The sequence below is a fragment of the Phycicoccus flavus genome, assembly GCF_004025965.2.
Taxonomy (GTDB): domain Bacteria; phylum Actinomycetota; class Actinomycetes; order Actinomycetales; family Dermatophilaceae; genus Phycicoccus; species Phycicoccus flavus.
Genome location: NZ_SAYU02000018.1, coordinates 1 through 21051 on the forward strand (window position 1 = coordinate 1; position 21051 = coordinate 21051).

Consider the following 21051-nt stretch of genomic DNA (forward strand, 5'->3'; position numbering starts at 1 on the left):
TGGCCAAGCGGGCCGAGGAGCTCGCGGCCGCGGGCGTCGTCCCGCACGGGCTCCCGGCCCTGGTGTCCGCCGACCTGGACGCCGCGTCGGCCCGGGTGCGGCCCGGCTATGTCGCCGGCAGCGAGGACCAGCGCGCCGCCGTCGAGCGGCTCGCCGCCGACCTGCGCGAGTTCGCCGAGCGCGAGGACCTGGCCCGGGTCGTCGTCGTCAACGTCTCCTCGACCGAGGCGCCGGTGGACCCCCAGCCGGCGCACGAGGACCGCACCGCCCTGGAGGCGGCGTGGGACCGCGGCGAGTCGCCGCTGCCCGCGTCGTCGGTCTACGCCGCGGCCGCCTTCGCCGCCGGCTGCGCGTTCGTCGACTTCACCCCGTCGGCCGGGGCCCGGCTGCCCGTCCTCGCCGCCATGGCCGCCGAGGCCGGCCTGCCCTGGGGCGGCAGCGACGGCAAGACCGGCGAGACGCTGCTGAAGTCCGTCCTCGCGCCGATGTTCGCCATGCGCGCGCTGCAGGTGCGCTCGTGGAGCGGCACGAACCTCCTCGGCGGCGGCGACGGGGCCACGCTGGCCTCGGCCGACGCCCGCGAGAGCAAGGCCCGCAGCAAGGCCGCCGGGCTCGGGGCCATGCTCGGCTACCCCGTCGAGGGCCCGCTGCACATCGACGAGGTCACCGACCTCGGCGACTGGAAGACCGCCTGGGACCTCGTGACCTTCGCCGGCTTCCTCGGCACCCGGATGACGCTGCAGTTCACCTGGCAGGGCTGTGACTCCGCGCTCGCCGCGCCCCTGGTCATCGACCTCGCCCGGCTGCTCGACCTCGCCCTGCGCCGCGGCGAGAGCGGGCCGGTCGACGCCCTGGGGTTCTTCTTCAAGGACCCCGTCGGCTCCGACGAGCACGCGCTCGCCGCGCAGCACGACGCCCTGCGCACCTGGGTGCGGACCGGGACGGCCGTGACGCCGTGACCCTCGCCGACCTCGCGGAGCTGGTCCGGGCCCCCGCCGCGCTCACCGTCCCGGGCGACTCGCTCGCCGGGGGCGCGGCGGCGGGCTGGCCCGGCGGTGCGCGGTCGGCGGTCCTGCCCCTGGCCTCGGTGAGCCTGTACTGGGCCGGCATGGCCCTCAACGACTGGGCCGACCGCGACCTCGACGCGCTCGAGCGGCCCGAGCGGCCGATCCCCTCCGGGCGGGTCCGCCCGCGCACGGCGCTGGGGCTCGCCGCGGCGCTGTCCGCGGCGGGGGTCGGGCTGGCCGCCGCCGGCGGGGGCCCCCGGGCCGCCGCGCTCGCCACCGTCCTCGCGGGGGCCGTCTGGGCCTACGACCTGTCGCCGAAGTCCGGACCGGTGAGCACCGCCGTCATGGCGAGCACCCGCGGGCTCGACGTCCTCCTCGGGGCGGCCGCCGGCGGCCGGGCGGGGCTGCGCGCCGCCGCGGGGCCCGCCGCCCTGCTCACCCTGCACACCGCGGGGGTCACGGCCCTGAGCCGCGGCGAGGTCCGCGGCACCTCCGCGCTCGTCGCCCGCGGCGCCCTCGCGACCACCGGTGCCGTCGCCGCGGCGACCCCGTTCCTCGCCCTGGCCCCGAACGGCTCGGGCCTGCCCCGGACGGTCCGGGCCGCCGTCGCCACCGTGGGCACCGGCCTCTACGCCGCCGCCGTCGGACGGGCGCAGGCCCGCGCCGTCGAGGAGCCGACCGCCGCCACCGCGCGGGCGGCGACGGTCTCCGGCATCCGCGGCATGGTCCCGCTGCAGACCGCGCTGCTCGGTGCGGCCGGCGCCCCCCGGGTCGCGGCCGGCCTGGCCGCGCTCACCTGGTCCGCGAGATCGCTGACGCGGAGGGGGACGCCGACATGAGCCTGCGCTTCGGGTACGGCCTCAACGGCTTCGCGGACCACCGGCTCGAGGACGCCCTCGTCGTCCTCGCCGAGCTGGGGTACGACGGCGTCGCCCTGACCCTCGACCACGCCCACCTCGACCCGTGCGGCCCCGGGCTCGCGCAGCGGGTGGACCACGCGCGGCGGCTGCTCGAGCGCTTCGACCTCGACGTCGTCGTCGAGACCGGGGGCCGCTACGTCCTCGACGCCCGGAACAAGCACCACCCGACCTTCGTCAGCGACGTGGGCGCGCACCGGCGCATCGACCTCGTCGCCACCGCCCTGCGGGTCGCCCGCGACCTCGGCGCGCCGGTCGCGTCCTGCTGGAGCGGCACGCTGCCCCCGACGGCGACCGCCGAGCAGGGTCACGCCCGGGTCCGCCGGGCCGTCGAGCAGCTGCTCCCGGTCGCCGACGAGGTGGGGGTCACCCTCGCCCTGGAGCCCGAGCCGGGCATGTTCCTCGAGCGGGTCGGGGACGTCGCGGGCGTCGTCGAGGCCTTCGGCCGGCCGCGCCGGCTCGGGCTGACCGTCGACGTCGGGCACCTGGTCTGCACGGAGGACGAGCGGCCCGAGGACGTCGTGCGCCGCCACGGGGACCTCATCGCGAACGTCCAGATCGACGACATGGTCCGCGGCGTCCACGAGCACCTGCCCTTCGGCGACGGCGAGGTGGACCTGCCCGACGTCCTCGCCGCGCTCGACGACATCGCCTTCGGCGGGCTCGTCCACGTCGAGCTCCCCCGGCACTCCTTCGCCGCGCCCGTGCTCGCGGCCCAGAGCATCCGGGCGCTGCGCGAGGGCGCCCACACCGCAGACCGACTCACGAGGAGGACCTCATGACCTGGACCGACGACGCACGACGGTCGGTGGCGGCCGACGGGGAGAGCGTGCTCGCCCTCTTCCCCGCCGCGGCCCGGCACGCCCGCACCGAGGGGCTCGACGGCGAGCGGGTGCGCGCCGACCTGCTCGTCGCCATCCCCGGGCCGGTCGACGAGGTCGCCCGGCTCGTCACCCTCGTCTACCAGCGCGGCGACAACGTCGAGAAGCTCGCGGTGCTGCGCGCCCTGCCCGACCTCGACCACTCCACCGGGCGGCGCCCGCCGGTCGGTGGCGCGCTCGTCGACCTCCTGCGGGACGCCCTGCGCACCAACGACACCCGGCTGGTCGGGGCGGCCCTCGGGCGCTACGGCGCCGACCACCTCGAGGCCCCCACCTGGCGGCAGGGCGTCGTCAAGGCGCTCTTCACCGGCGTCCCGCTCGACGAGGTCGAGGAGCTCTCGACCCGCTCCGACGCGACGCTGCGCCGGATGGTCGCCGACCTCGTCGCCGAGCGCCGCGCCGCCGGCCGCGACGTGCCGGACGACGCCTGGCGGGTGGTCGACGCCGACGCGGCCGAGGCCACCGTCCCGGGGAGGGCGTCGTGAGGATCGTCGACCCGCACATCCACATGACCTCGCGGACCACCGACGACTACGAGCGGATGCACGCCGCCGGCGTCCGGGTCGTCGTCGAGCCGTCCTTCTGGCTCGGGCAGCCGCGCACGAGCGTCGGCACCTTCTGCGACTACTTCGACTCCATCCTCGGCTGGGAGCCCTTCCGCGCCCAGCAGTTCGGCATCGCCCACTTCGCGACGATCGGCCTGAACCCCAAGGAGGCCAACGACCCGCGCTGCCGCGAGGTGCTCACCGAGCTGCCGCGCTACCTCGAGAAGGACCGGGTCGTGGCCGTCGGGGAGCTCGGGTACGACTCGATGACGCGCGAGGAGGACGAGGTCTTCGCCCACCAGCTGGCGCTCGCCGTCGAGCACGGCCTCCCGGCCCTGGTCCACACCCCGCACCGCGACAAGCTGGCCGGCACCCGGCGCACCCTCGACGTCGTCCGCGAGTCGGGCCTCGCGCCCGGGCGGGTCCTCGTCGACCACCTCAACGAGGTCACCGTCGGCGAGGTCGCGGGCAGCGGCTGCTGGATGGGCTTCTCCATCTATCCCGACACCAAGATGGACCCGCACCGGATGGTCGCCGTCCTGCGGGAGTACGGCCTCGAGCGGATGGTCGTCAACTCGGCCGCGGACTGGGGGCGCAGTGACCCCCTGCTCACGCTGCGCACCGCCGAGGCCATGCTCGAGGGCGGGTTCACCGAGGACGACGTCGACCGCGTCCTGTGGCGCAACCCCGTCGAGTTCTACGGGCAGAGCGAGCGCCTCGACCTCGACGGCGTGCTCGAGGCCGGCGAGCCGGTGGCGGCGACGTCGGGCGCGACCTTCGAGGGCAACTCCGTGCTGCGCGGGTCGCGGGACGCCTGATGCGCCTGCGCCACGCCGACGGCACCGTCGTCCACCTCGCGTACTGCACGAACGTGCACGCGGGGGACGACCTCGAGGACGTCCTGAACCACCTCGACCGCTTCTGCCTGCCCGTCCGGCGGCACCTCGGGGTCGACCTGCTCGGCGTCGGGCTGTGGCTCGCCGCACCGGCGGCCGCCGCCCTGGCCGCGGACCCGGCGGCGACGGCCCGGCTGCGGACCGCCCTGGAGGAGCGCGGCCTGGAGACGGTGACCCTCAACGGCTTCCCCTACCGCGGGTTCCAGGAGCCGGTCGTCAAGCACCGCGTCTACCACCCGGACTGGGCCGACCCGGCGCGCCTGCGCTACACCCTCGACTGCGCCGAGGCGCTCGCCGGGCTGCTGCCCGACGACGCCGCCCGCGGCAGCGTCTCGACGCTCCCCTTCGCGTGGCGCACCCCGTGGGAGGAGGAGTCGGCGCAGCGGGCCGCCGCGAACCTGGCCCGCCTCGGCGAGGGGCTCGCCGACCTGGAGCAGCGCACCGGCCGCACCGTGCGGGTGGGGATGGAGCCCGAGCCCGGCTGCGTCGTCGAGACGACGTCGGACGCCGTGCGCCACCTCGGGGACGTCGACCACGAGCGGGTCGGGGTCACCCTCGACCTCTGCCACCTGGCCACCGGCTTCGAGGACCCCGACGCCGCCGTGGCCCGGGTCGGCGACGCCGGGCTGTCCGTCGTCAAGGCCCAGGTGTCCGCGGCGCTGCAGGGGGCGGACCCCTCCGACCCGGACACCCTCACCGCCCTCGCCGACTTCGACGAGTCCCGCTTCCTGCACCAGGTGCGCGGCCGCGAGGCCGACGGCACCGTCCGCAGCCGGGACGACCTGCCGGACGCCCTGCGCGGCGACGCGCCGCTGCCGGTGCGTGCCGACGGCGTCCCCGTGCCCTGGCGGGTCCACGTCCACGTGCCGCTCGGGGCCGAGCTGGAGGCCCCGCTCGACTCCACCCTCGCCGACACCTGCGCCTCGCTGGAGGCCCTCGTCGGCGGACCGTCCCCCCGGACCGACCACCTCGAGGTCGAGACCTACACGTGGGGGGTCCTGCCGGACCACCTGCGCCCGAGCACCGACGACGAGCTCGCCGCCCGCATCGCGGGCGAGCTCGGCTGGGCCCGGGACGTCCTGGTCGACCTCGGACTCAAGGAGCTGCCATGACCACGCCCCGCCCCGTCCTCCTGCTCGACGTCGTCGGGCTCACCCCCCGCGCCCTGGCCGACATGCCCCGGCTCTCGCGGCTCGCCGCCGAGGGCTCGCAGGCGGCGCTGGCGACCGTCCTGCCGGCGGTGACGTGCACCGTCCAGTCGACCTTCCTCACCGGCGCCCCGCCCGCCGAGCACGGTGCGGTCGGCAACGGCTGGTTCTTCCGCGACCTCGGCGAGGTGATGTTCTGGCGCCAGCCGAACAGCCTCGTCGCGGGCGAGAAGCTCTGGGACCTGCTGCGCCGGGCCCACCCCGGGGCCCGGGTCGCCAACGTCTGCTGGTGGTACGCGATGGGCATGGACGTCGACACCCTCGTGACGCCCCGGCCGGTCTACCACGCGGACGGCCGCAAGTCGCCGGACTGCTACACCCGGCCGGCCTGGCTGCGCGACGACCTCACCGCCGCCCTCGGCGAGTTCCCGCTCTTCCAGTACTGGGGGCCGACGGCGTCGATCGCGTCCTCCCGCTGGATCGTCGGCGCCACCCGGCGCCTCCTGCCCGAGCACGACCTCACGATGGCCTACCTGCCGCACCTGGACTACGACCTCCAGCGTTTCGGCCCGCGCTCGGAGCAGGCGCGCCAGGCCGCGCGGGACCTCGACGAGGTCCTCGCCCCGCTGCTCGACGACGCCGAGCAGCTCGGGGTCGAGGTGGTCGTCGTCAGCGAGTACGGCATCACCGAGGTCGACCGGCCGGTGCACCTCAACCGGGTGCTGCGCCGGGCCGGCCTGCTCGAGGTCCACACCCAGGCGGGCATGGAGTACCTCGACCCGTGGGCCTCGCGCGCCTTCGCCGTCGCCGACCACCAGGTCGCGCACGTCTACGTCCGTGACGGCGAGGACCTCGAGCACGTGCGCACCCTGCTGGAGCGGGAGCCCGGTGTCGAGGCCGTCCTGGACCGGGCGGGTCAGGCCGAGCAGGGACTGGACCACGAGCGCAGTGGCGACCTCGTCGTCGTCGCCGCCCCGACCGCCTGGTTCACCTACTACTACTGGCTCGACGACGGCCGCGCGCCCGACTTCGCCCGCGGCGTCGAGATCCACCGCAAGCCCGGCTACGACCCCGCGGAGCTGTTCTTCGACCCCGCGGACCGCTCGGCCAAGGCGCGGGCGGGCCTCTCGCTCGTCCGCAAGAAGGTCGGCCTGCGCTACGCGATGCGCGTCGTGCCGCTGGACGCGCGCTGGGTCAAGGGCAGCCACGGCCGCCTCCCCGACGACGCCCAGGACGGCCCCGTCGTCCTCACCTCCGCGGCCGGCCGGGTCCACGGCACGGTCGCCGCCACCGAGGTCCGAGACCTCGTCCTCAGCACCGCCGGCGCCGAGTCGCCGGTGGAGGTGGTCACCTCCCGGTGACCACCTGGCCGGGGGAGGAGCGCCTCCCGGCCGGACCGCCCGGCGGTGGACAGCCGCCGGAAGAAACACCCGATGACAGGGAGATCCAGACATGACAACGACACAGCGACGTGTCAGCACGGCACGTCTCGGTGCCGGCCTGGCCGCCGGGGCCGCGCTCCTCGTGGGCCTCACCGGCGCCCCGGCCACGGCGGCCGCTCCCGCGGCCGTCCCGCAGGCGGCACCGCAGGCCGCGGCGCCGAAGGCCGACGAGGAGAGCGGCGAGTACAAGGTGCTCGTCGTGGGCAAGACGCTCGGCTTCCGCCACTCGCACATCGACGAGACGACGCACGCCGTCATCGAGATGGGCGAGGAGAACGGCTTCACCGTCGACGTGTGGGACCCGCCGAACACCTCCGGTGGGTGGTGGGGACCCGGCTCGCCGGGTCAGCCCGAGCTGACGATGGACAGCACCCCGTTCACGAGCGCCGAGGACCTCTCGCAGTACGCGACGATCCTCTTCGCCTCCCCGGTCGACAACACCAACGACCTCGACCCGAACAAGCCCCGTCTGCTGAACGACTCCGAGCTCGCCGCCTTCCAGGGCTACATCCGCGGCGGCGGCGGGTACGTCGGGCTGCACGCGGCGACGGACACGATGCACAGCGTGCCCTGGTACAGCGAGCTCTCGGGCGGTGGGGCGCGCTTCGCGAACCACCCGCGTCAGCAGACGGCGACCATGGTCGTCGAGGACCCGACGCACCCGTCGACGGAGCACCTGCCGCTGCAGTGGGAGCGCTACGACGAGTGGTACAACTTCACCGCCAACCCGCGTGACGACGTGCGGGTGCTCATCACGCTGGACGAGTCGACGTACTCGGGCGGCCGGATGGGTGAGGACCACCCGATCGCGTGGTGCCACAACTTCGAGGGCGGACGCGCCTGGTACGAGGGCGCCGGCCACGTCGACTCCTCGTACTCCGACCCCGTCTTCCTCGAGCACCTCCGTGGTGGCATCGAGTGGACGGCCGGCAAGGTCGACGGTGGCGGCGACTGCGTGACCTTCGCCGAGGTCGAGGAGTGGCTCGAGGCCGCCGACGACGGGTCGGTGCGCTCGCAGCACCTCCTGGCCCAGCTCGCCGAGCGCCTGGACGCGGCCGAGGCCGCGGCCGACGCGGGTGACCGGGACGCGGCCCTCGCCGCGCTGCGGACCGCCCGGGGCAAGGCCAACGGCCTGACCGGTGGGCAGGAGATCTCGGGCAAGATCGCCGACCTCGTCGAGTGGCAGGAGGGGCTCGCGAAGGCCGGTCTCTGACCGACCACGACCCCGCGACACGGGGTCCGGGACCGACGACGCACGTCGGTCCCGGGCCCGGGTCCGGCGCACCTACCGGCAGGTCAGGGCCCGGTCGTGGCCGCTTCTGACCGCATCCGAAAACTCTTTTGCTCTCCGAGTGGACACTTTTGTTGCCCTGCAATACGTTAGTCCGCGGAGCGCCTGTCAACGACGACTAGGAGACACCCCTGTGACACCGATACGACGACGGGTCGGGGCCGCTGGTCTTGCCACCGGCCTCGTCGCACTCAGCTTCTCGGCGACTGCCGTGGCGCACGAGAACCACGAGCAGAGCAACGCCGCCCTTCCGCCCGACTCCGCCTTCGACAAGGTGACGATCGACGACACCCCCGGCGAGCCGCTGGACCTCGCGGTCCTCCCGGACTCCCGCGTCCTGCACGTCACCCGGGCGGGCGAGGTCCGCCTGCACGACCCGGACTCCGGGCTGACGACGACGGCCGCCGAGCTCGACGTCTACCTGCACGACGAGGAGGGCCTGCAGAGCGTCGCCATCGACCCGAACTTCGAGAAGAACCACTGGGTCTACATGTACTACTCGCCGGTCCTCGACACCCCGACCGACGACCCGACGTCGCCGAACCGCAACGAGGGCGACGCCCCGGAGAACGGCACCGCCGCCGACTTCGCCCCCTACGACGGTCACCTGCAGCTGTCCCGCTTCAAGATGGAGGGCGACGAGATCGCGCTCGACACCGAGGAGCAGATCCTGCAGGTCCCCGTCTCCCGTGGCATCTGCTGCCACGTGGGCGGTGACATCGTCTTCGACGCCGAGGGCAACCTCTACCTGTCGACCGGCGACGACACCAACCCCTTCCAGTCGAACGGGTACACCCCGATCGACGAGCGGGAGACCCGCAACCCGGCGTTCGACGCCCAGCGGTCCTCCGCCAACACCAACGACCTGCGCGGCAAGATCCTGCGGGTCACCCCGAAGGCGGGCGGCGGCTACACCGTCCCCGAGGGCAACATGTTCGCGCCGGGGACGGCCAAGACCAAGCCCGAGATCTACGCCATGGGCTTCCGCAACCCGTTCCGCATCGAGCTGGACCGCACCACGGGCCTGCTCTTCGTCGGCGACTACTCGCCCGACGCGCGACGCGCCAACCCCGACCGCGGCCCCGCCGGCACCGGCCGGTGGATGGTCGTTGAGGGCGGCGAGAACTACGGCTGGCCGTACTGCGTCGACCCCGAGACCCCCTACGTCGACTTCGACTTCGCCACCCGCACCTCCGGCGAGCCGTTCGACTGCTCGGCACCGGTGAACGACTCGCCGAACAACACCGGGCTCACCCAGCTGCCCCCGGTGGCCGACAGCGAGGTCAAGTACTCCTACGGCCTGTCCGCCGAGTTCCCCGAGCTCGGCACCGGCGGCATCGGCCCCATGGCCGGCCCCGTCTACCACGGCACGGCGACCAAGAACCGCAAGGCGACCAAGGGCCGCCCCACCGTCGCCTGGCCCGAGGAGTACGCCGGCCACCCGCTCTTCGGCGAGTGGACCCGGGACTACATCAAGATGTTCACGCTGAACGACAGCAACGACGAGGTCACGCAGATCGACTCCGTCCTGCCGTCGATGGTCTTCGACAACCCGATGGACATGGAGTTCGGCCCCGACGGCGCGCTCTACGTCCTCGAGTACGGCGACGGCTACTTCGCGCAGAACCCCGACGCGCAGCTCTCCCGCTTCGACTACATCGGTGAGGGCGGCAACCGCAGCCCGAAGCCGGTCATCGAGACGGACACCACGAGCGGCGCCGAGGCCCCCCTCACCGTGAGCTTCGACGGCACCGGGTCCAGCGACCCGGACGGCGACCGCCTCAAGTACGAGTGGGACTTCGACTCCGACGGCACCGTCGACAGCCGCAAGGCCAGCGGGACCTGGACCTACGAGGACTACGGCACGTACCGCGCCAGCCTCAAGGTCACCGACGTCGGCGGCAAGGACCGCGGGCGCTCGGCCTCCACCTACACGGTCATCTCCGTGGGCGGTGAGGCCCCGGTGGTCCGCTTCGTGACGCCGACCAACGGCAGCTCGTTCACGTGGGGCGACACCATCTCCTACGAGATCGAGGTCACGGACGACCAGCCGGTCGACTGCGACCAGGTCACCGTCACCTACATCGTCGGTCACGACCAGCACGGTCACCCCGTGACCACGGCGTCCGGCTGCACGGGGACGATCACGACCTCGCTGCCGCAGGGTCACGACCCGGTGCTCGACGACATCAGCGCCGTCCTCGTGGCGAGCTACACCGACCCCGGCGCCGGTGACATCCCGCCGCAGACCGGGACCGCGCAGATCCGGCTCAACCCGACCAACTGAGCCACGCGCCGCCGGCCGGGGACCGCATCCGTCGCGGTCCCCGGCCGGGGGCACCGGCCGGTGGGCGCCCGCCCGTCGCGGCGAGGGCCCACCGGCTCCGGCAGGACCACCTCGCACCCCCGCACCACTCAGCACCACCAGGACGCCGGCCCCCCGACCCCCCGGAGGGCCGGTAGCACCACCACTCTCGAGAGGACCACCACCATGTGTTTCGGATTCGACGGGTTCGCCCCGCTGCGTGAGGCCGCCGAGCGCGGCACCGGCCCCGACCGCCGCTCGCTGCTCCGCGGCGTCGGCGCGTCGTTCGTCGGCGGCGCCGCCGCCCTGGCCGGCGCCGGGACGGCCTCCGCGGCCCCCGGCGGCAAGGGCCGCCCCGTGCCGCCCGGCCAGATCAGCATCCAGATGTACACGCTGCGCTCGATCACCAACGGCCAGACCGTCGACAGCGTGCTCGGCACGCTGTCCGACATCGGCTACCGCAAGGTCGAGCTCGCCGGGTACTACGGCTACACCGCCCAGCAGCTGGGCGCCCTGCTCGCCGCGAACAACATCTCGGCGTCCTCGAGCCACGACGGCCTGAGCGGCAGCGAGGCGGCGATGCACGCCAAGTTCGAGAACGCCGTCACCCTCGGCCAGCGCTTCATCAACGTGCCCTACCTCCGCAGCGACTCCGCGGACCAGTGGCGCGCCTGGGCCGAGGCGATGAACGCCGAGGCCGCCGTCGCCAAGACCTACGGCCTGGCGTACGGCTACCACAACCACGCCCACGAGTTCAGCCTCGAGCTCGACGACGGCTCGCGCGGCTGGGACATCCTCACCAGCACCCTCGACCCGGCCCTCGTGCACCTCGAGGTCGACCTGTTCTGGGCGGTCACCGGCGGTCTGCAGACCGGCGAGGCGACCGAGGCGACGGCGAGCCGGTTCGCGGCCGACGTCATCGCGGCGGCCCCGCAGCAGACGCTGCAGTACCACGTCAAGGACCGCGACGCCGGGGCGGACCCGTTCGCCGGCAACGCCTTCGCCGACGTCGGCACCGGCTTCGTCGACTTCCCGCTGATCTTCGGCTCGCACATGACCAAGGAGTTCATCGTCGAGAACGACCGGCCGGACATCGACCCGATCACGACGGCGCGGGTCGGCTACGACTACCTGCGGGCGGTCCGCTCGCAGGTCTGACCCTGCCCGGGGGCGGCCGTCCGGCCGCCGGCCCCGTACCCGGTCCGGCATCCCGCCGGCCGGGTGCGGGGCCGCTCGGCGTCGTGGTGCCGGCGTCGGAGCGCGCGGAGGGGTGGCGCTCAGACGGCGGCGGCGGAGCCGAGGCGGTCCTCGACCTGCCCGGGCGCGAGGACGTGCTGGATGACCATGGTCGCCGCGCCGACGACCCCGGCGTGCCCGGCGGTCCGGGAGGCGACGATCTGCAGGTCGCCCGTGGCCAGCGGCAGCGAGCGGCCGTAGACGACCTCCCGGACGCCGGCGAGCAGGTGCTCGGCGGTCTGGGCCAGGACGCCACCGACGACGATGACCGACGGGTTGAGCAGGCTCACGCACGTCGCGAGCACCCGCCCGATCTCCCGCCCGGCGTCGCGGATGGCCTCGGTGGCCACGAGGTCGCCGGCCTTGGAGGCGTCGACCAGCCCCTGGCTGTCGGCGATGTCCAGGCCCTGCGCGCGCAGCCGGCGGACGATGGCCGGTCCGCTGGCGACGGCCTCGAGGCACCCGGTGTTGCCGCAGGTGCAGCGGGCGTCGCCGCCGTGGGGGGCGGCCACGTGGCCGAGGTCGCCCGCCGACCCCTGGGCGCCGCGGTGCAGCCGGCCGCCGCTGATGATGCCCGCGCCGATGCCGGTGGCGACCTTGACGAAGAGCAGCTGGTCGACGTGCGGGTAGACCGTCGCGTGCTCGCCGAGGGCCATGAGGTTCACGTCGTTGTCGACGAGCACCGGGCCGCGCAGCGCGCTCGAGAGGTGCCCCGGGACGTCGTAGGTGTCCCAGCCCGGCATGATCGGCGGCAGCACGGGGCGGCCGGTGGCGTGCTCGACGGGGCCGGGCAGGCCGATGCCGACGCCGCTGACGTCGCCGACCCGGCGCCGACCCGACCGCAGCAGCTCGCGGGCGGCGCGCACGACGTCGTCGAGGACGGCCTTGGGCCCGGAGGCGATGTCGATGGCCAGGGCGCGCTCGCCGACGACCCGGCCGCGCAGGTCGGTGAGGGCGACGAGGGCGTGCGTCGCCCCGACGTCGACCCCGACGACGACGCCGGCGTCCGGGTTGAAGGCCAGCCGGGCCGGGGGCCGACCGCCGGTGGAGGCGGCCTCGCCGGAGGGGACGAGGAGGTTCGCGGACATCAGCGCCTCGACCCGGGCACCTACGGTGGAGCGGGCCAGCCCGGTGAGCGAGATCAGCTCGGCGCGGGTGCGGGGCACCCCGTCGAGCATGAGGTGGAGGAGGTCACCGGCGCCGGTCCCTCCCGACCCACCGGGTGCGACGTCGGTGCTCACGGGCGGTAGTCAAGCACACGGCGGGGCTCAGCCAGGGCGTTATGCCCCGAACCGGGTCCCTTATGACCGCCGACGTGACAGAAGTCATCTCCCCGCCGTCGGATGTGGGCCCGGTCGTGCGGCACGGACACGGGTGACCTCAGAGGCCGGACTGCTCGACGCCGTATCCGGCCTGGGCCTTGGTGTACCCCTCGAAGACGAGCTGGTCGACCAGGCCCTTGCGCGAGAACGGGCTGAGGTCGAGGTAGTTCTTCGCCGCCCGGGCGGCCTGCTTCCTGTAGTCGACCCGGAGGGTGCCGACGGCCTTCGTCGCGTCCTTCTTGCTGTAGCCCTCGAAGACGAGCTGCTCGACGAGGCCCTTCTGCGAGAACGGCGTGAGGTCGAGGTAGTTGCGGGCCTGGCGGACCGCGTTCCGCTGCTCCTTGGTGAGCGACGGACCCTTCTTGGCCGGCTTCGCGGTCTTGGACGACGCCGCGGACCGGGGGGCGCTGCTCGTCGTCCCCGCCTCGGACCCGACGTCCTGGGCGGCGTAGGTGTCCACGGACCCGCACCCGGAGAGCAGGGCGAGCACGGCGGCGCCCGCGGCGGCGGCGAGCGAGAGCTGGCGCGTGTGCATGTGGAGGACCCCTCGGTGGTGGCTCGGCGGTCCGGTGGCCGGGCCGCACGGGTGTCCCCGCACGTCCGACGGCTCCGGTGGCCCGACCGTAGGCGCGCCGTGGCCCCGGCACCGGCGCTTCGGCCCGGTGGGGGACCGGACGGCCGAGGCGACCTCGACCCGTCGGCCGATGCGCCGCACAGCCGAGGCACAGGCGGCGGCGTGATGATGACGGCGTGAGCGGACTCCTGGAGCAGGTGCTCGGCCAGCCGGCCTGGATCGTCTACCTCGTCGTCGGGATCGTCGTCTTCGTCGAGGACGCGATCTTCGTCGGCTTCGTCGTCCCGGGCGAGACCGCGGCGATCCTCGGCGGGGTGTCGGCCGCGCTCGGCAACACCTCGCTCGTCGTCGTCGCCCTCGTCGTCGTCGCGGCGGCGGTCATCGGCGACAGCGTCGGGTTCGAGATCGGGCGGGTGCTCGGCCCGCGCCTGGTCGACCTGCGGCTGCTGCGCCGGGCCCGGCCCCGGCTGGAGGCCGCCGAGGAGTTCATCCGCCGGCGCGGCCCGGTCTCGGTCTTCCTCGCCCGCTGGACCGCGTTCCTGCGGGCCGTCGTCCCGGCCCTCGCCGGGTCCTCGCGGCTGCCGTACCCGACGTTCCTCGTGTGGAACGCCCTCGGCGGTCTCGCCTGGGGCGTCACCTGCGTCGTCGGCGGCTACCTCGCGGGCCACTCCTACCGGACGCTCGAGCACTGGCTCGGGGTGGGGCCGGCCGTCGTCGTGGTCCTTCTCGCCGTCGGGGCCTACGTCGTCTACCGCCGTCGCCGGGGCGAGCGGGACGACGCGCAGGACGTGGGGGCGGCGGAGCGCACCGCCTGACCCGCGCCGGTCAGGACGACGGCGACGCCGACGGCTTGGGGCACATCGGCAGCCCGGTCGACTGCGCCTTCGGTGGCAGGCCGTCGAAGCCGGCGCCGAGCACGACGTCGACGGTGCGCGACGTCCGCGACGAGAGCACGTGGCCGCGGGTGCCCTTCGGCAGGTCGCCGTCGAGCATGGTCAGGGCCCCGGCGCGTCCCTTCTTGCCGTAGCGCAGCTCGGCGACCTTGGGGGCCTTGCGGCTCGAGGGGTCGTTCGCCACCTTCTTCACCGTGTACCCGCGCTTCTCCAGGGCCGTGGCCGTCCGGCTGGCCAGGCCGCTGCGGTTCGTCGCGTTGTAGACGTTGACGGTGATGTCGGCGGGCGTGCGGACCTTGGGGTCGTACGGGCTGCACGTCGGGGTGGGGGTGCGGGGGGCCGCGCGGGACTCGTCCGCCTCGTAGTAGGACAGCGCGTACCAGAAGGCGAAGAACAGGCCGAGGACGAGGGTGCCGATGGTGATGACGGCGCGCCGGCGCCGCTGGCGTCGCTCGAGCGAGAGCGGGGACTCGGTGGTGTAGTCGGTCATCACGGCCTCAGAGGGAGAGCACCCGGGCGTGCAGCGTCGGCCGCTGCTGCAGGGCGGCCCGCAGCGCGCGGTGCAGCCCGTCCTCGAGGTAGAGGGTGTCCTCCCACTCGACGACGTGCGCGAACAGGTCGCCGTAGAAGGTGGAGTCCTCGGCGAGCAGCTGCTGCAGGTCGAGCTCGCGCTTGGTCGTCACGAGGTCGTCGAGGCGGACGAGCCGGGGTGGGACCGTCGACCACTGCCGCCCCGAGTACCCGTGGTCCGGGTACGGGCGGTGGTCGCCGACGGCCTTGAAGATCACCCCACCCACTCTATGGGGAGGGCCGCGCCGGGCCCGGGTGCGAAACCCGGGTGACGGCTAGATTGGCGGGCGTGAGCGAGAGCAGCGACGACACCCTCATCGACGAGATCCGGGCCGGCTACGCGTTCGACGGCCCGGCCCTCACCTTCGGCGCCGCCGTCGCCGACGGCACCGCGCACCCGGACGCGGTCGTCCGCATCCCGCTGTCGGCGATGAACCGCCACGGGCTCGTCGCGGGCGCCACCGGTACCGGCAAGACCAAGACCCTCCAGCTCATGGCCGAGCAGCTGCTCGCGCAGGGCGTGCCGGTGTTCCTCGCCGACGTCAAGGGCGACCTGTCCGGGATGGCGAGCCCGGGCACGCCGAACGACCGGATCACGGCGCGCTCGCAGGACGTCGGGCTGGAGTGGAGCCCCACGGCCTACCCGGTGGAGTTCTACTCCCTCGGCGGGCAGGGCAAGGGCGTGCCGGTGCGGGCGGCGGTGTCGACCTTCGGGCCCACGCTGCTGGCCAAGGTCCTCGGGCTGAACGCCACCCAGGAGTCCAGCCTCGGGCTCGTCTTCCACTACGCCGACAAGCACGGCTACTACCTCGACACCATCGCCGACCTGCGCGCCGTCGTCCAGCACCTCACCTCGAGCGAGGGCAAGGCCGACCTCAAGGAGCTCGGCGGGCTGTCCTCGGCCACCGCGGGTGTCATCCTGCGCGAGCTCATCGCGTTCTCCGACCAGGGGGCCGACGCCTTCTTCGGGCTGCCGGAGTTCGACACCTCGCACCTGCTGAAGACCGCCGAGGACGGGCGGGGGCTGTGCTCGATGCTCGAGCTGCCGGCCGTGCAGGACCGCCCGCAGCTGTTCTCGACCTTCCTCATGTGGCTGCTCGCCGACCTCTTCCACGACCTGCCGGAGGTCGGCGACGCCGACCGCCCGAAGCTCGTGTTCTTCTTCGACGAGGCGCACCTGCTCTTCGCGGACGCCTCCAAGGACTTCCTCGCCGCCATCTCGCAGACCGTCCGGCTCATCCGGTCCAAGGGCGTCGGCGTCTTCTTCGTCACCCAGTCGCCCAAGGACGTGCCCGCCGATGTCCTCGGGCAGCTCGGCAACCGGGTGCAGCACGCGCTGCGCGCGTTCACCCCGGACGACGCCGCGGCGCTCAAGGCCGCCGTGAAGACCTACCCGCACACCGCCTACGACCTCGAGGAGCTGCTGACGACGCTCGGCACCGGCGAGGCCGTCGTCACCGTGCTGTCCGAGAAGGGGGCCCCGACGCCGGTGGCCTGGACCCGGATGCGCGCCCCGGAGTCGCTCATGGCGCCCTCGCCGGACGCCGTCGTCGACGCCGCGGTCGCGGCCTCGCCGCTGCTCGGCGAGTACGGGCAGCCGGTCGAGCGGGACAGCGCCCTCGAGATGCTGGGGCGCGCGGCGGACGAGCGGGTGGCCGCCGAGGAGGCCGCGAGCGCCGCGGAGGAGAAGGCGAAGGCCGACGCCGCGGCGGCGAAGGAGGCCGAGAAGGCCCGGGCCGCCGCCGACAAGGCCGCGGCCAAGGAGCGCGCCGCCGCCGAGAAGGCCGCCGCGTCCGCCGCCCGCCGGAAGGCGGCCGAGCCGGGGATGGTCGAGCAGGTCGTGAAGTCCTCGGCCTTCCGGTCGGCGCTGCGCTCGGCCGGCACCGTCATCGGCCGGGAGATCACCCGCTCCCTCTTCGGCACCTCCCGCCGCCGCTGACCCCACACCGCCCCCGCGCGCGACCCGACGACACCCCCAGCCCAAACCCGGCATGTCCCGCCAGCTGCGACGCCCGCGAGGGTCATCGTGTCGTCCACCGTCGCGTCACCCGCTTTCCGGTCCCCGCCGCGTCCCCCGCCTCCCGGTCGTCCCAGGCGTAACTGCTCCTTCTGCTCGCCGGAGTCATCAGGCGTCGTCGCCTACGAGCGGACGACACGTCCAGCCCGAGCCCGGCGTGTCCCGGCCGTTGCGAGGTCCGGGAGGGTCATCGTGTCGTCCCCCCGTCGCCTCGCCCGTCTTCCGGTTCCCCGCCGCGTCCCCGGCCTCCCGGTCATCCCCGGCGTGCCTGCTCCTTCTGCTCGCGGGAGTCACCTGCTGTCGTCGCTGTCGAGCGGACGACACGTCCAGACAGACGCCCGCGTGTCCTGCGTTCTGGGGAGCCGCCGGGGGTCATCGTGTCGTCCCCCCGTTCGCCTAGCCCAGCCCCGGTTCCCCGCCTCCCGGTCGTCCCAAGCGCGTCACCCTTCTCCTCGCTGGAGTCATCAGACCTCGTCACCTGCGAGCGGACGACACGTCCAGCCCGAGCCCGGCGTGTCCTGCGTTCTGGGGAGCCGCCGAGGGTGGCCGTGTCGTCGGCTCGCCGTCCGGTTCGTCAGCTGATCGCGCAGATGAGGCAGCGGGTCCGGAGGGCGACGGCGCGCTCGAGAAGGCGACGCACCCGCTCGGGCTCGTGCATGGCCATCCGCCACGGCACCCGGATGACGATCCAGCCGTCGCAGGTCAGGCGCGAGTAGCGCTCGCAGTCCCGGGCGAAGTCCGCGGCGCCGGCGTGGAAGGCGTGCGAGTCGGCCTCGATGACGATGCGCAGCCGCTCGTCCGCGAGGTCGACCCGACCGACGAAGCCGTCCGCGTCACGGATCGCCACCTGGGGGCGCACGTCCAGCCCCGGGACGTCGAGGGCGATGGCGCGCAGGACGGTCTCGAAGGGTCCGAAGGCCAGGTCGCTGCCGCAGTCCAGGACCCGCTGGATCCGGGGCCGCATGCGGGGCGGCACCTCGGTGAGGTCGTGCAGGTCCACCGGGGACACGTCGCCGAAACGCAGGGCCGAGTCGAGGACGCACAGGGCCTCGTCGAAGGGCAGCAGCGCGGCGCAGTCGTGCACGGTCCGGGCCTTGGAGGTGACCCAGCCGTCGACCCGTTGAGCCGGCGGGACGCTCCGCCACCGGATGTCGACCTCTCGCTGGACGTCGGCTGGGACCTTGCGCCCGCGCGGGACCGCCACCTGGGGGAGACCCGCAGGGACCTTCGTGGCCCAGCCCCAGTGGGCGGCGGCGCTCAGGAGGACGACCGTCCCGGACAGGCGATGCGCCGCGGCGCGCGCCTCGTCGTCGGTCGGCAGGGCGTAACGGCCGCGCGCGACCCGTCGCACCGTGCCGGCGGCGACCGCGGCCTCGAGCGCGGCCCGCCCGGCGCACGCCTCGAGCTCGTGGCGCCGGGCGACACCGCCGAGCCGCGTCAGGTGCTCTGCGACTCGCATGCCCGCCAGTGTGGTCCGCCGACGCGATTCCGGTCCGGCGTCATCCACAGGCCCCCGGCGGCCTCGACCAGCGGACGACACGTCCAGCGGGGAAACGGCATGTCGGTGGGGGTGTGGCGGCTGGTGGGTGGCGTCGTGTCGTCGGCTCGTCGTCCCGCCGGCGTGTCCTGGCCGGTTGTCGACAGGGCAGCTCTGCCGTCCAGCGGACGACACGTCCAGCGGGGGAACGGCGTGGCGGTGGGGGTGTGGTGGCTGGCGGGGGCGTCGTGTCGTCCGCCGGTCGTCCCGCCGGCTCGTCCTGGCTGGCTGTCGACAGGGCAGCGCCGCCGTCCAGCGGACGACACGTGCAGCGGGGGATCGGTGTGTCGGTGGGGGTGTGGTGGCTGGTGGGGGGCGTCGTGTCGTCCGTTCGTCGTCCCGCCGGCGTGTCCTGGCTGGCTGTCGACAGGGCAGCCCTGCCGTCCAGCGGACGACACGTGCAGCGGGGGAACGGCGTGTCGGTGAGGGTGCGGTGGCTGGTGGGGGAGTCGTGTCGTCTGCCCGCCCCCGACGTCCGGCTGGCGGGTGGGTTAGAGGGCCAGGACGGCGCGGGCGTAGGCGCACTCGAGGTCTGGGTCCTGGACCATCCGCTCCTCGCCGCCGGGCTCGGGGGTGAAGGTCACCTCCCACGCCTCGTCGGTGCGCCGCACGCTGACGAGGCGGTTGCCGATCAGCCCGCGCAGCTGGTCCTCTCGGGGCAGCCACAGCGCCTGGTCCAGCGTCACCGAGTCCAGCGCCCACTCCGTCGTCCCGTTGAAGCCGAGCAGCGACTGGCCGCCGTAGTGGTGGACCTCGACGGTGAGGTCGGAGATCCAGAAGACGTCCTCCGTGAGCAGCTCGGTGTCGATGACGAACCGGTCGCCGGCGGCGGGCTCCCAGAGCACCCCCGTGGCGGCGAGGTCGCGGGCCAGCTGGTTCGAGATCACGCCCCCATCCTCACAAGAGGACGGCGTCCGCGGAAACCCCGGGGCGATCCGCTCTGCCCGCGCGAGGACGCGTGTGAGGCGGCAGCGGATGTGCGGCGAGTTCACACGCGTCCGCAAGGGGTAGGTCGGGGTGGGCGGGTGGGGGTGACCCGCAGCCGGGGCAAGGGGGTCAGGCCCAGCTGGCGGCCGGGGCGGGCGGGTGGGGGTGACCCGCGGCCGGGGCAAGGGGGTCAGGCCCAGCTGGCGGCCGGGGCGGGCGGGCGGGGGTGGCGAGCGGCCGGGGGCGAGGGGGTCAGGCCCAGCTGGCGGCCCGGGTGAGGCAGAACGGGTGTCCGCTGGGGTCGAGGACGACGCGCCACGTCTCGCCGGGCTGGTCCTGCGGGAGCGTGCCGCCGAGGGCGACGACCCGCTCGGCCGCGCCGTCGAGGTCGTCGACCGCGAGGTCGAGGTGGAACTGCTTGCTGCCGTTGGAGTTCGGCCAGCCCGGGGCCTCGTACCCCTCGACGAGACCGAAGCCGAGCGCGAGCCCGTCGGGCGAGGTGAGCATGCCGTACTCCTCCTCCGTGTGCGCGACGTCCCAGCCGAGCACCTCGGCCCAGAACGCCACGTCCCGGCGCACGTCGGAGCTGTCGAGCGTGACCATCTTCAGGGAGGCGAGTGCCATGGGGGTCCTTTCCCTCGGTGTCCTGCCCCCACCCTCCTACGCTGTCGGGCGTGCCGGATTGGACGAACGCGACAGCGTCGACCGACGGGGTGCTGCGCCCCGAGGAGTTCGCCCGGCACGTCGCCCTCGAGCGGCACCCCGTGGGCGAGGCCGTCGCCCCGTGGGCCGAGAACCACTGGGGCCTGGCGTGGGACCTGCCGGACGGGCGCTGGTTCGCCAGCGAGGTCGTGCCGCACCCGACCGCGAACCTCACCGTGGAGCGGGCGTCGCACCCGCGACCCAACCTCCCGCCGGGGGAGCGGGTCGTCGTCACCGGGGTCGCCACCCGCCGGTTCGACGTCGGGATCCGCGGCGCCGGGGTCGTGCACGGCGTCCGGTTCCGCCCGGGCGGGCTCGCGGCGCTGACCGGTCACCACGCCGCCGGCTGGACCGACCGCACGGTGCCGGCGCGCGAAGTCCTCCCCGCCGGCACCGTCGCAGACCTCGCGGACGACGTCCTCGTCGACGACCCGCCGGCCTGGCGCGAGGCCGCCGAGGCCGCGCTGGCGGCGGTCGCCGCGGGGCGCGACCCGGACCCCGCCTACGCACGCCTCATCGGCGTCGTCGCCGACATGCTCGAGGACCGCGGCCTCGTCACGGTGGCCGACGTCGCCGCCCGGCACGCGACGAGCGTCCGCACCCTCCAGCGCCTCTTCAAGCGGTACGTCGGCGTCGGCCCGAAATGGGTGCTCGCCCGCTACCGGATGCACGACGTCGTCACCGCGCTCGACGCCGGGTACGACGGGTCGCTCGCCGACCTCGCCCACCGGCACGGGTGGTACGACCAGGCGCACTTCACCCGGGACTTCGCGGCGCTCGTCGGCCTCCCGCCGGGGCAGTACCGCGACGGCCGCACCGGGACGGCGTGAGCGGCGGCGCG

Annotated in this window: 20 protein-coding genes; 13 read left to right on the forward strand and 7 right to left on the reverse strand. The window is 74.3% G+C overall.

The window, feature by feature from the left end:
- The 10 genes from EPD83_RS07280 to EPD83_RS07325 all read left to right on the forward strand — a co-directional run.
- On the forward strand, positions 1-959 hold a 959-nt coding region (locus EPD83_RS07280), incomplete at its 5' end, for an inositol-3-phosphate synthase (protein ID WP_165566407.1).
- The gene (locus EPD83_RS07285; RefSeq protein ID WP_128365791.1) at positions 956-1846 is read left to right on the forward strand and encodes an SCO3242 family prenyltransferase; all 891 of its coding nucleotides are present in this window, start codon (positions 956-958) and stop codon (positions 1844-1846) included. The genes EPD83_RS07280 and EPD83_RS07285, both read left to right, overlap by 4 nt.
- Positions 1843-2706 (forward strand): sugar phosphate isomerase/epimerase family protein, encoded by an 864-nt coding sequence (locus EPD83_RS07290; RefSeq protein ID WP_164896174.1) that lies wholly within the window; start codon positions 1843-1845, stop codon positions 2704-2706. Before EPD83_RS07285 ends, EPD83_RS07290 begins: the two co-directional genes overlap by 4 nt.
- Positions 2703-3290, forward strand: coding sequence for an EboA domain-containing protein (locus EPD83_RS07295; RefSeq protein WP_164896176.1), 588 nt, complete (start codon positions 2703-2705; stop codon positions 3288-3290). The genes EPD83_RS07290 and EPD83_RS07295 overlap by 4 nt, the downstream gene beginning before the upstream one ends.
- Positions 3287-4168: a TatD family hydrolase gene (locus tag EPD83_RS07300; protein ID WP_128365792.1), complete on the forward strand. Its 882-nt coding sequence runs from the start codon at positions 3287-3289 to the stop codon at positions 4166-4168. The genes EPD83_RS07295 and EPD83_RS07300 overlap by 4 nt, the downstream gene beginning before the upstream one ends.
- On the forward strand, positions 4168-5358 hold the full coding sequence (gene eboE / locus EPD83_RS07305; RefSeq protein WP_128365793.1) for a metabolite traffic protein EboE: 1191 nt from the start codon (positions 4168-4170) through the stop codon (positions 5356-5358). The genes EPD83_RS07300 and eboE overlap by 1 nt, the downstream gene beginning before the upstream one ends.
- Positions 5355-6755 (forward strand): alkaline phosphatase family protein, encoded by a 1401-nt coding sequence (locus tag EPD83_RS07310; RefSeq protein ID WP_128365794.1) that lies wholly within the window; start codon positions 5355-5357, stop codon positions 6753-6755. The genes eboE and EPD83_RS07310 overlap by 4 nt, the downstream gene beginning before the upstream one ends.
- Positions 6756-6846: 91 nt before the next feature.
- Positions 6847-8049: a ThuA domain-containing protein gene (locus EPD83_RS07315; RefSeq protein ID WP_128365795.1), complete on the forward strand. Its 1203-nt coding sequence runs from the start codon at positions 6847-6849 to the stop codon at positions 8047-8049.
- A 289-nt stretch (positions 8050-8338) separates the two neighbouring features.
- Entirely contained in the window at positions 8339-10414 is a 2076-nt protein-coding gene (locus EPD83_RS07320) for a PQQ-dependent sugar dehydrogenase (protein ID WP_205859447.1), read from the forward strand.
- Between the two features lie 204 nt (positions 10415-10618).
- Positions 10619-11590, forward strand: coding sequence for a sugar phosphate isomerase/epimerase family protein (locus tag EPD83_RS07325; protein WP_128365796.1), 972 nt, complete (start codon positions 10619-10621; stop codon positions 11588-11590).
- Positions 11591-11709: 119 nt separating this feature from the next.
- Here the strand turns inward: EPD83_RS07325 and EPD83_RS07330 are convergent, their stop codons facing one another.
- Both EPD83_RS07330 and EPD83_RS07335 read right to left on the reverse strand, forming a co-directional pair.
- Entirely contained in the window at positions 11710-12909 is a 1200-nt protein-coding gene (locus EPD83_RS07330) for an ROK family protein (protein WP_235950397.1), read from the reverse strand.
- A 139-nt stretch (positions 12910-13048) separates the two neighbouring features.
- Positions 13049-13525, reverse strand: a complete 477-nt coding sequence (locus tag EPD83_RS07335; RefSeq protein ID WP_128365797.1) for an Ltp family lipoprotein — start codon at positions 13523-13525, stop codon at positions 13049-13051.
- Positions 13526-13740: 215 nt separating this feature from the next.
- On the opposite strand from EPD83_RS07335, the gene EPD83_RS07340 reads away from it, so the two are divergent.
- Positions 13741-14379 (forward strand): DedA family protein, encoded by a 639-nt coding sequence (locus tag EPD83_RS07340; RefSeq protein ID WP_165566408.1) that lies wholly within the window; start codon positions 13741-13743, stop codon positions 14377-14379.
- A 10-nt stretch (positions 14380-14389) separates the two neighbouring features.
- Here the strand turns inward: EPD83_RS07340 and EPD83_RS07345 are convergent, their stop codons facing one another.
- Positions 14390-14947 carry a LytR C-terminal domain-containing protein gene (locus tag EPD83_RS07345; RefSeq protein ID WP_165566409.1) on the reverse strand — a complete coding sequence of 186 codons (558 nt, stop codon included), beginning with the start codon at positions 14945-14947 and terminating at the stop codon, positions 14390-14392.
- Positions 14948-14954: 7 nt separating this feature from the next.
- A complete protein-coding gene (locus EPD83_RS07350) occupies positions 14955-15245 on the reverse strand; it encodes a type II toxin-antitoxin system VapB family antitoxin (RefSeq protein WP_128366451.1) in 291 nt (96 codons plus the stop codon).
- Positions 15246-15316: 71 nt separating this feature from the next.
- Here EPD83_RS07350 and EPD83_RS07355 point away from each other — a divergent pair, with 71 nt between their 5' ends.
- Positions 15317-16966: a helicase HerA-like domain-containing protein gene (locus EPD83_RS07355; protein WP_205859448.1), complete on the forward strand. Its 1650-nt coding sequence runs from the start codon at positions 15317-15319 to the stop codon at positions 16964-16966.
- Positions 16967-17618: 652 nt separating this feature from the next.
- Here EPD83_RS07355 and EPD83_RS07360 read toward each other — a convergent pair.
- The 3 genes from EPD83_RS07360 to EPD83_RS07370 all read right to left on the reverse strand — a co-directional run bounded on the left by EPD83_RS07360 (position 17619) and on the right by EPD83_RS07370 (position 20132).
- Positions 17619-18503, reverse strand: coding sequence for a hypothetical protein (locus EPD83_RS07360; RefSeq protein WP_128366449.1), 885 nt, complete (start codon positions 18501-18503; stop codon positions 17619-17621).
- Between the two features lie 569 nt (positions 18504-19072).
- Positions 19073-19468: a hypothetical protein gene (locus EPD83_RS07365; RefSeq protein ID WP_128366448.1), complete on the reverse strand. Its 396-nt coding sequence runs from the start codon at positions 19466-19468 to the stop codon at positions 19073-19075.
- Between the two features lie 292 nt (positions 19469-19760).
- Positions 19761-20132 carry a VOC family protein gene (locus EPD83_RS07370; protein WP_128366447.1) on the reverse strand — a complete coding sequence of 124 codons (372 nt, stop codon included), beginning with the start codon at positions 20130-20132 and terminating at the stop codon, positions 19761-19763.
- Positions 20133-20182: 50 nt separating this feature from the next.
- On the opposite strand from EPD83_RS07370, the gene EPD83_RS07375 reads away from it, so the two are divergent.
- Entirely contained in the window at positions 20183-21040 is an 858-nt protein-coding gene (locus EPD83_RS07375) for a helix-turn-helix domain-containing protein (protein WP_205859449.1), read from the forward strand.
- Positions 21041-21051 lie beyond the last annotated feature (11 nt).

Excerpts from the sequence above, each read along its gene's own strand:
- EPD83_RS07290 (WP_164896174.1), top strand. The coding sequence starts at position 1,843 with ATGAGCCTGCGCTTCGGGTACGGCCTCAACGGCTTCGCGGACCACCGG.
- EPD83_RS07295 (WP_164896176.1), top strand. The coding sequence starts at position 2,703 with ATGACCTGGACCGACGACGCACGACGGTCGGTGGCGGCCGACGGGGAG.
- eboE (WP_128365793.1), top strand. The coding sequence starts at position 4,168 with ATGCGCCTGCGCCACGCCGACGGCACCGTCGTCCACCTCGCGTACTGC.
- EPD83_RS07310 (WP_128365794.1), top strand. The coding sequence starts at position 5,355 with ATGACCACGCCCCGCCCCGTCCTCCTGCTCGACGTCGTCGGGCTCACC.
- EPD83_RS07315 (WP_128365795.1), top strand. The coding sequence starts at position 6,847 with ATGACAACGACACAGCGACGTGTCAGCACGGCACGTCTCGGTGCCGGC.
- EPD83_RS07325 (WP_128365796.1), top strand. The coding sequence starts at position 10,619 with ATGTGTTTCGGATTCGACGGGTTCGCCCCGCTGCGTGAGGCCGCCGAG.
- EPD83_RS07335 (WP_128365797.1), bottom strand. The coding sequence starts at position 13,525 with ATGCACACGCGCCAGCTCTCGCTCGCCGCCGCCGCGGGCGCCGCCGTG.
- EPD83_RS07345 (WP_165566409.1), bottom strand. The coding sequence starts at position 14,947 with ATGACCGACTACACCACCGAGTCCCCGCTCTCGCTCGAGCGACGCCAG.
- EPD83_RS07360 (WP_128366449.1), bottom strand. The coding sequence starts at position 18,503 with ATGCGAGTCGCAGAGCACCTGACGCGGCTCGGCGGTGTCGCCCGGCGC.
- EPD83_RS07370 (WP_128366447.1), bottom strand. The coding sequence starts at position 20,132 with ATGGCACTCGCCTCCCTGAAGATGGTCACGCTCGACAGCTCCGACGTG.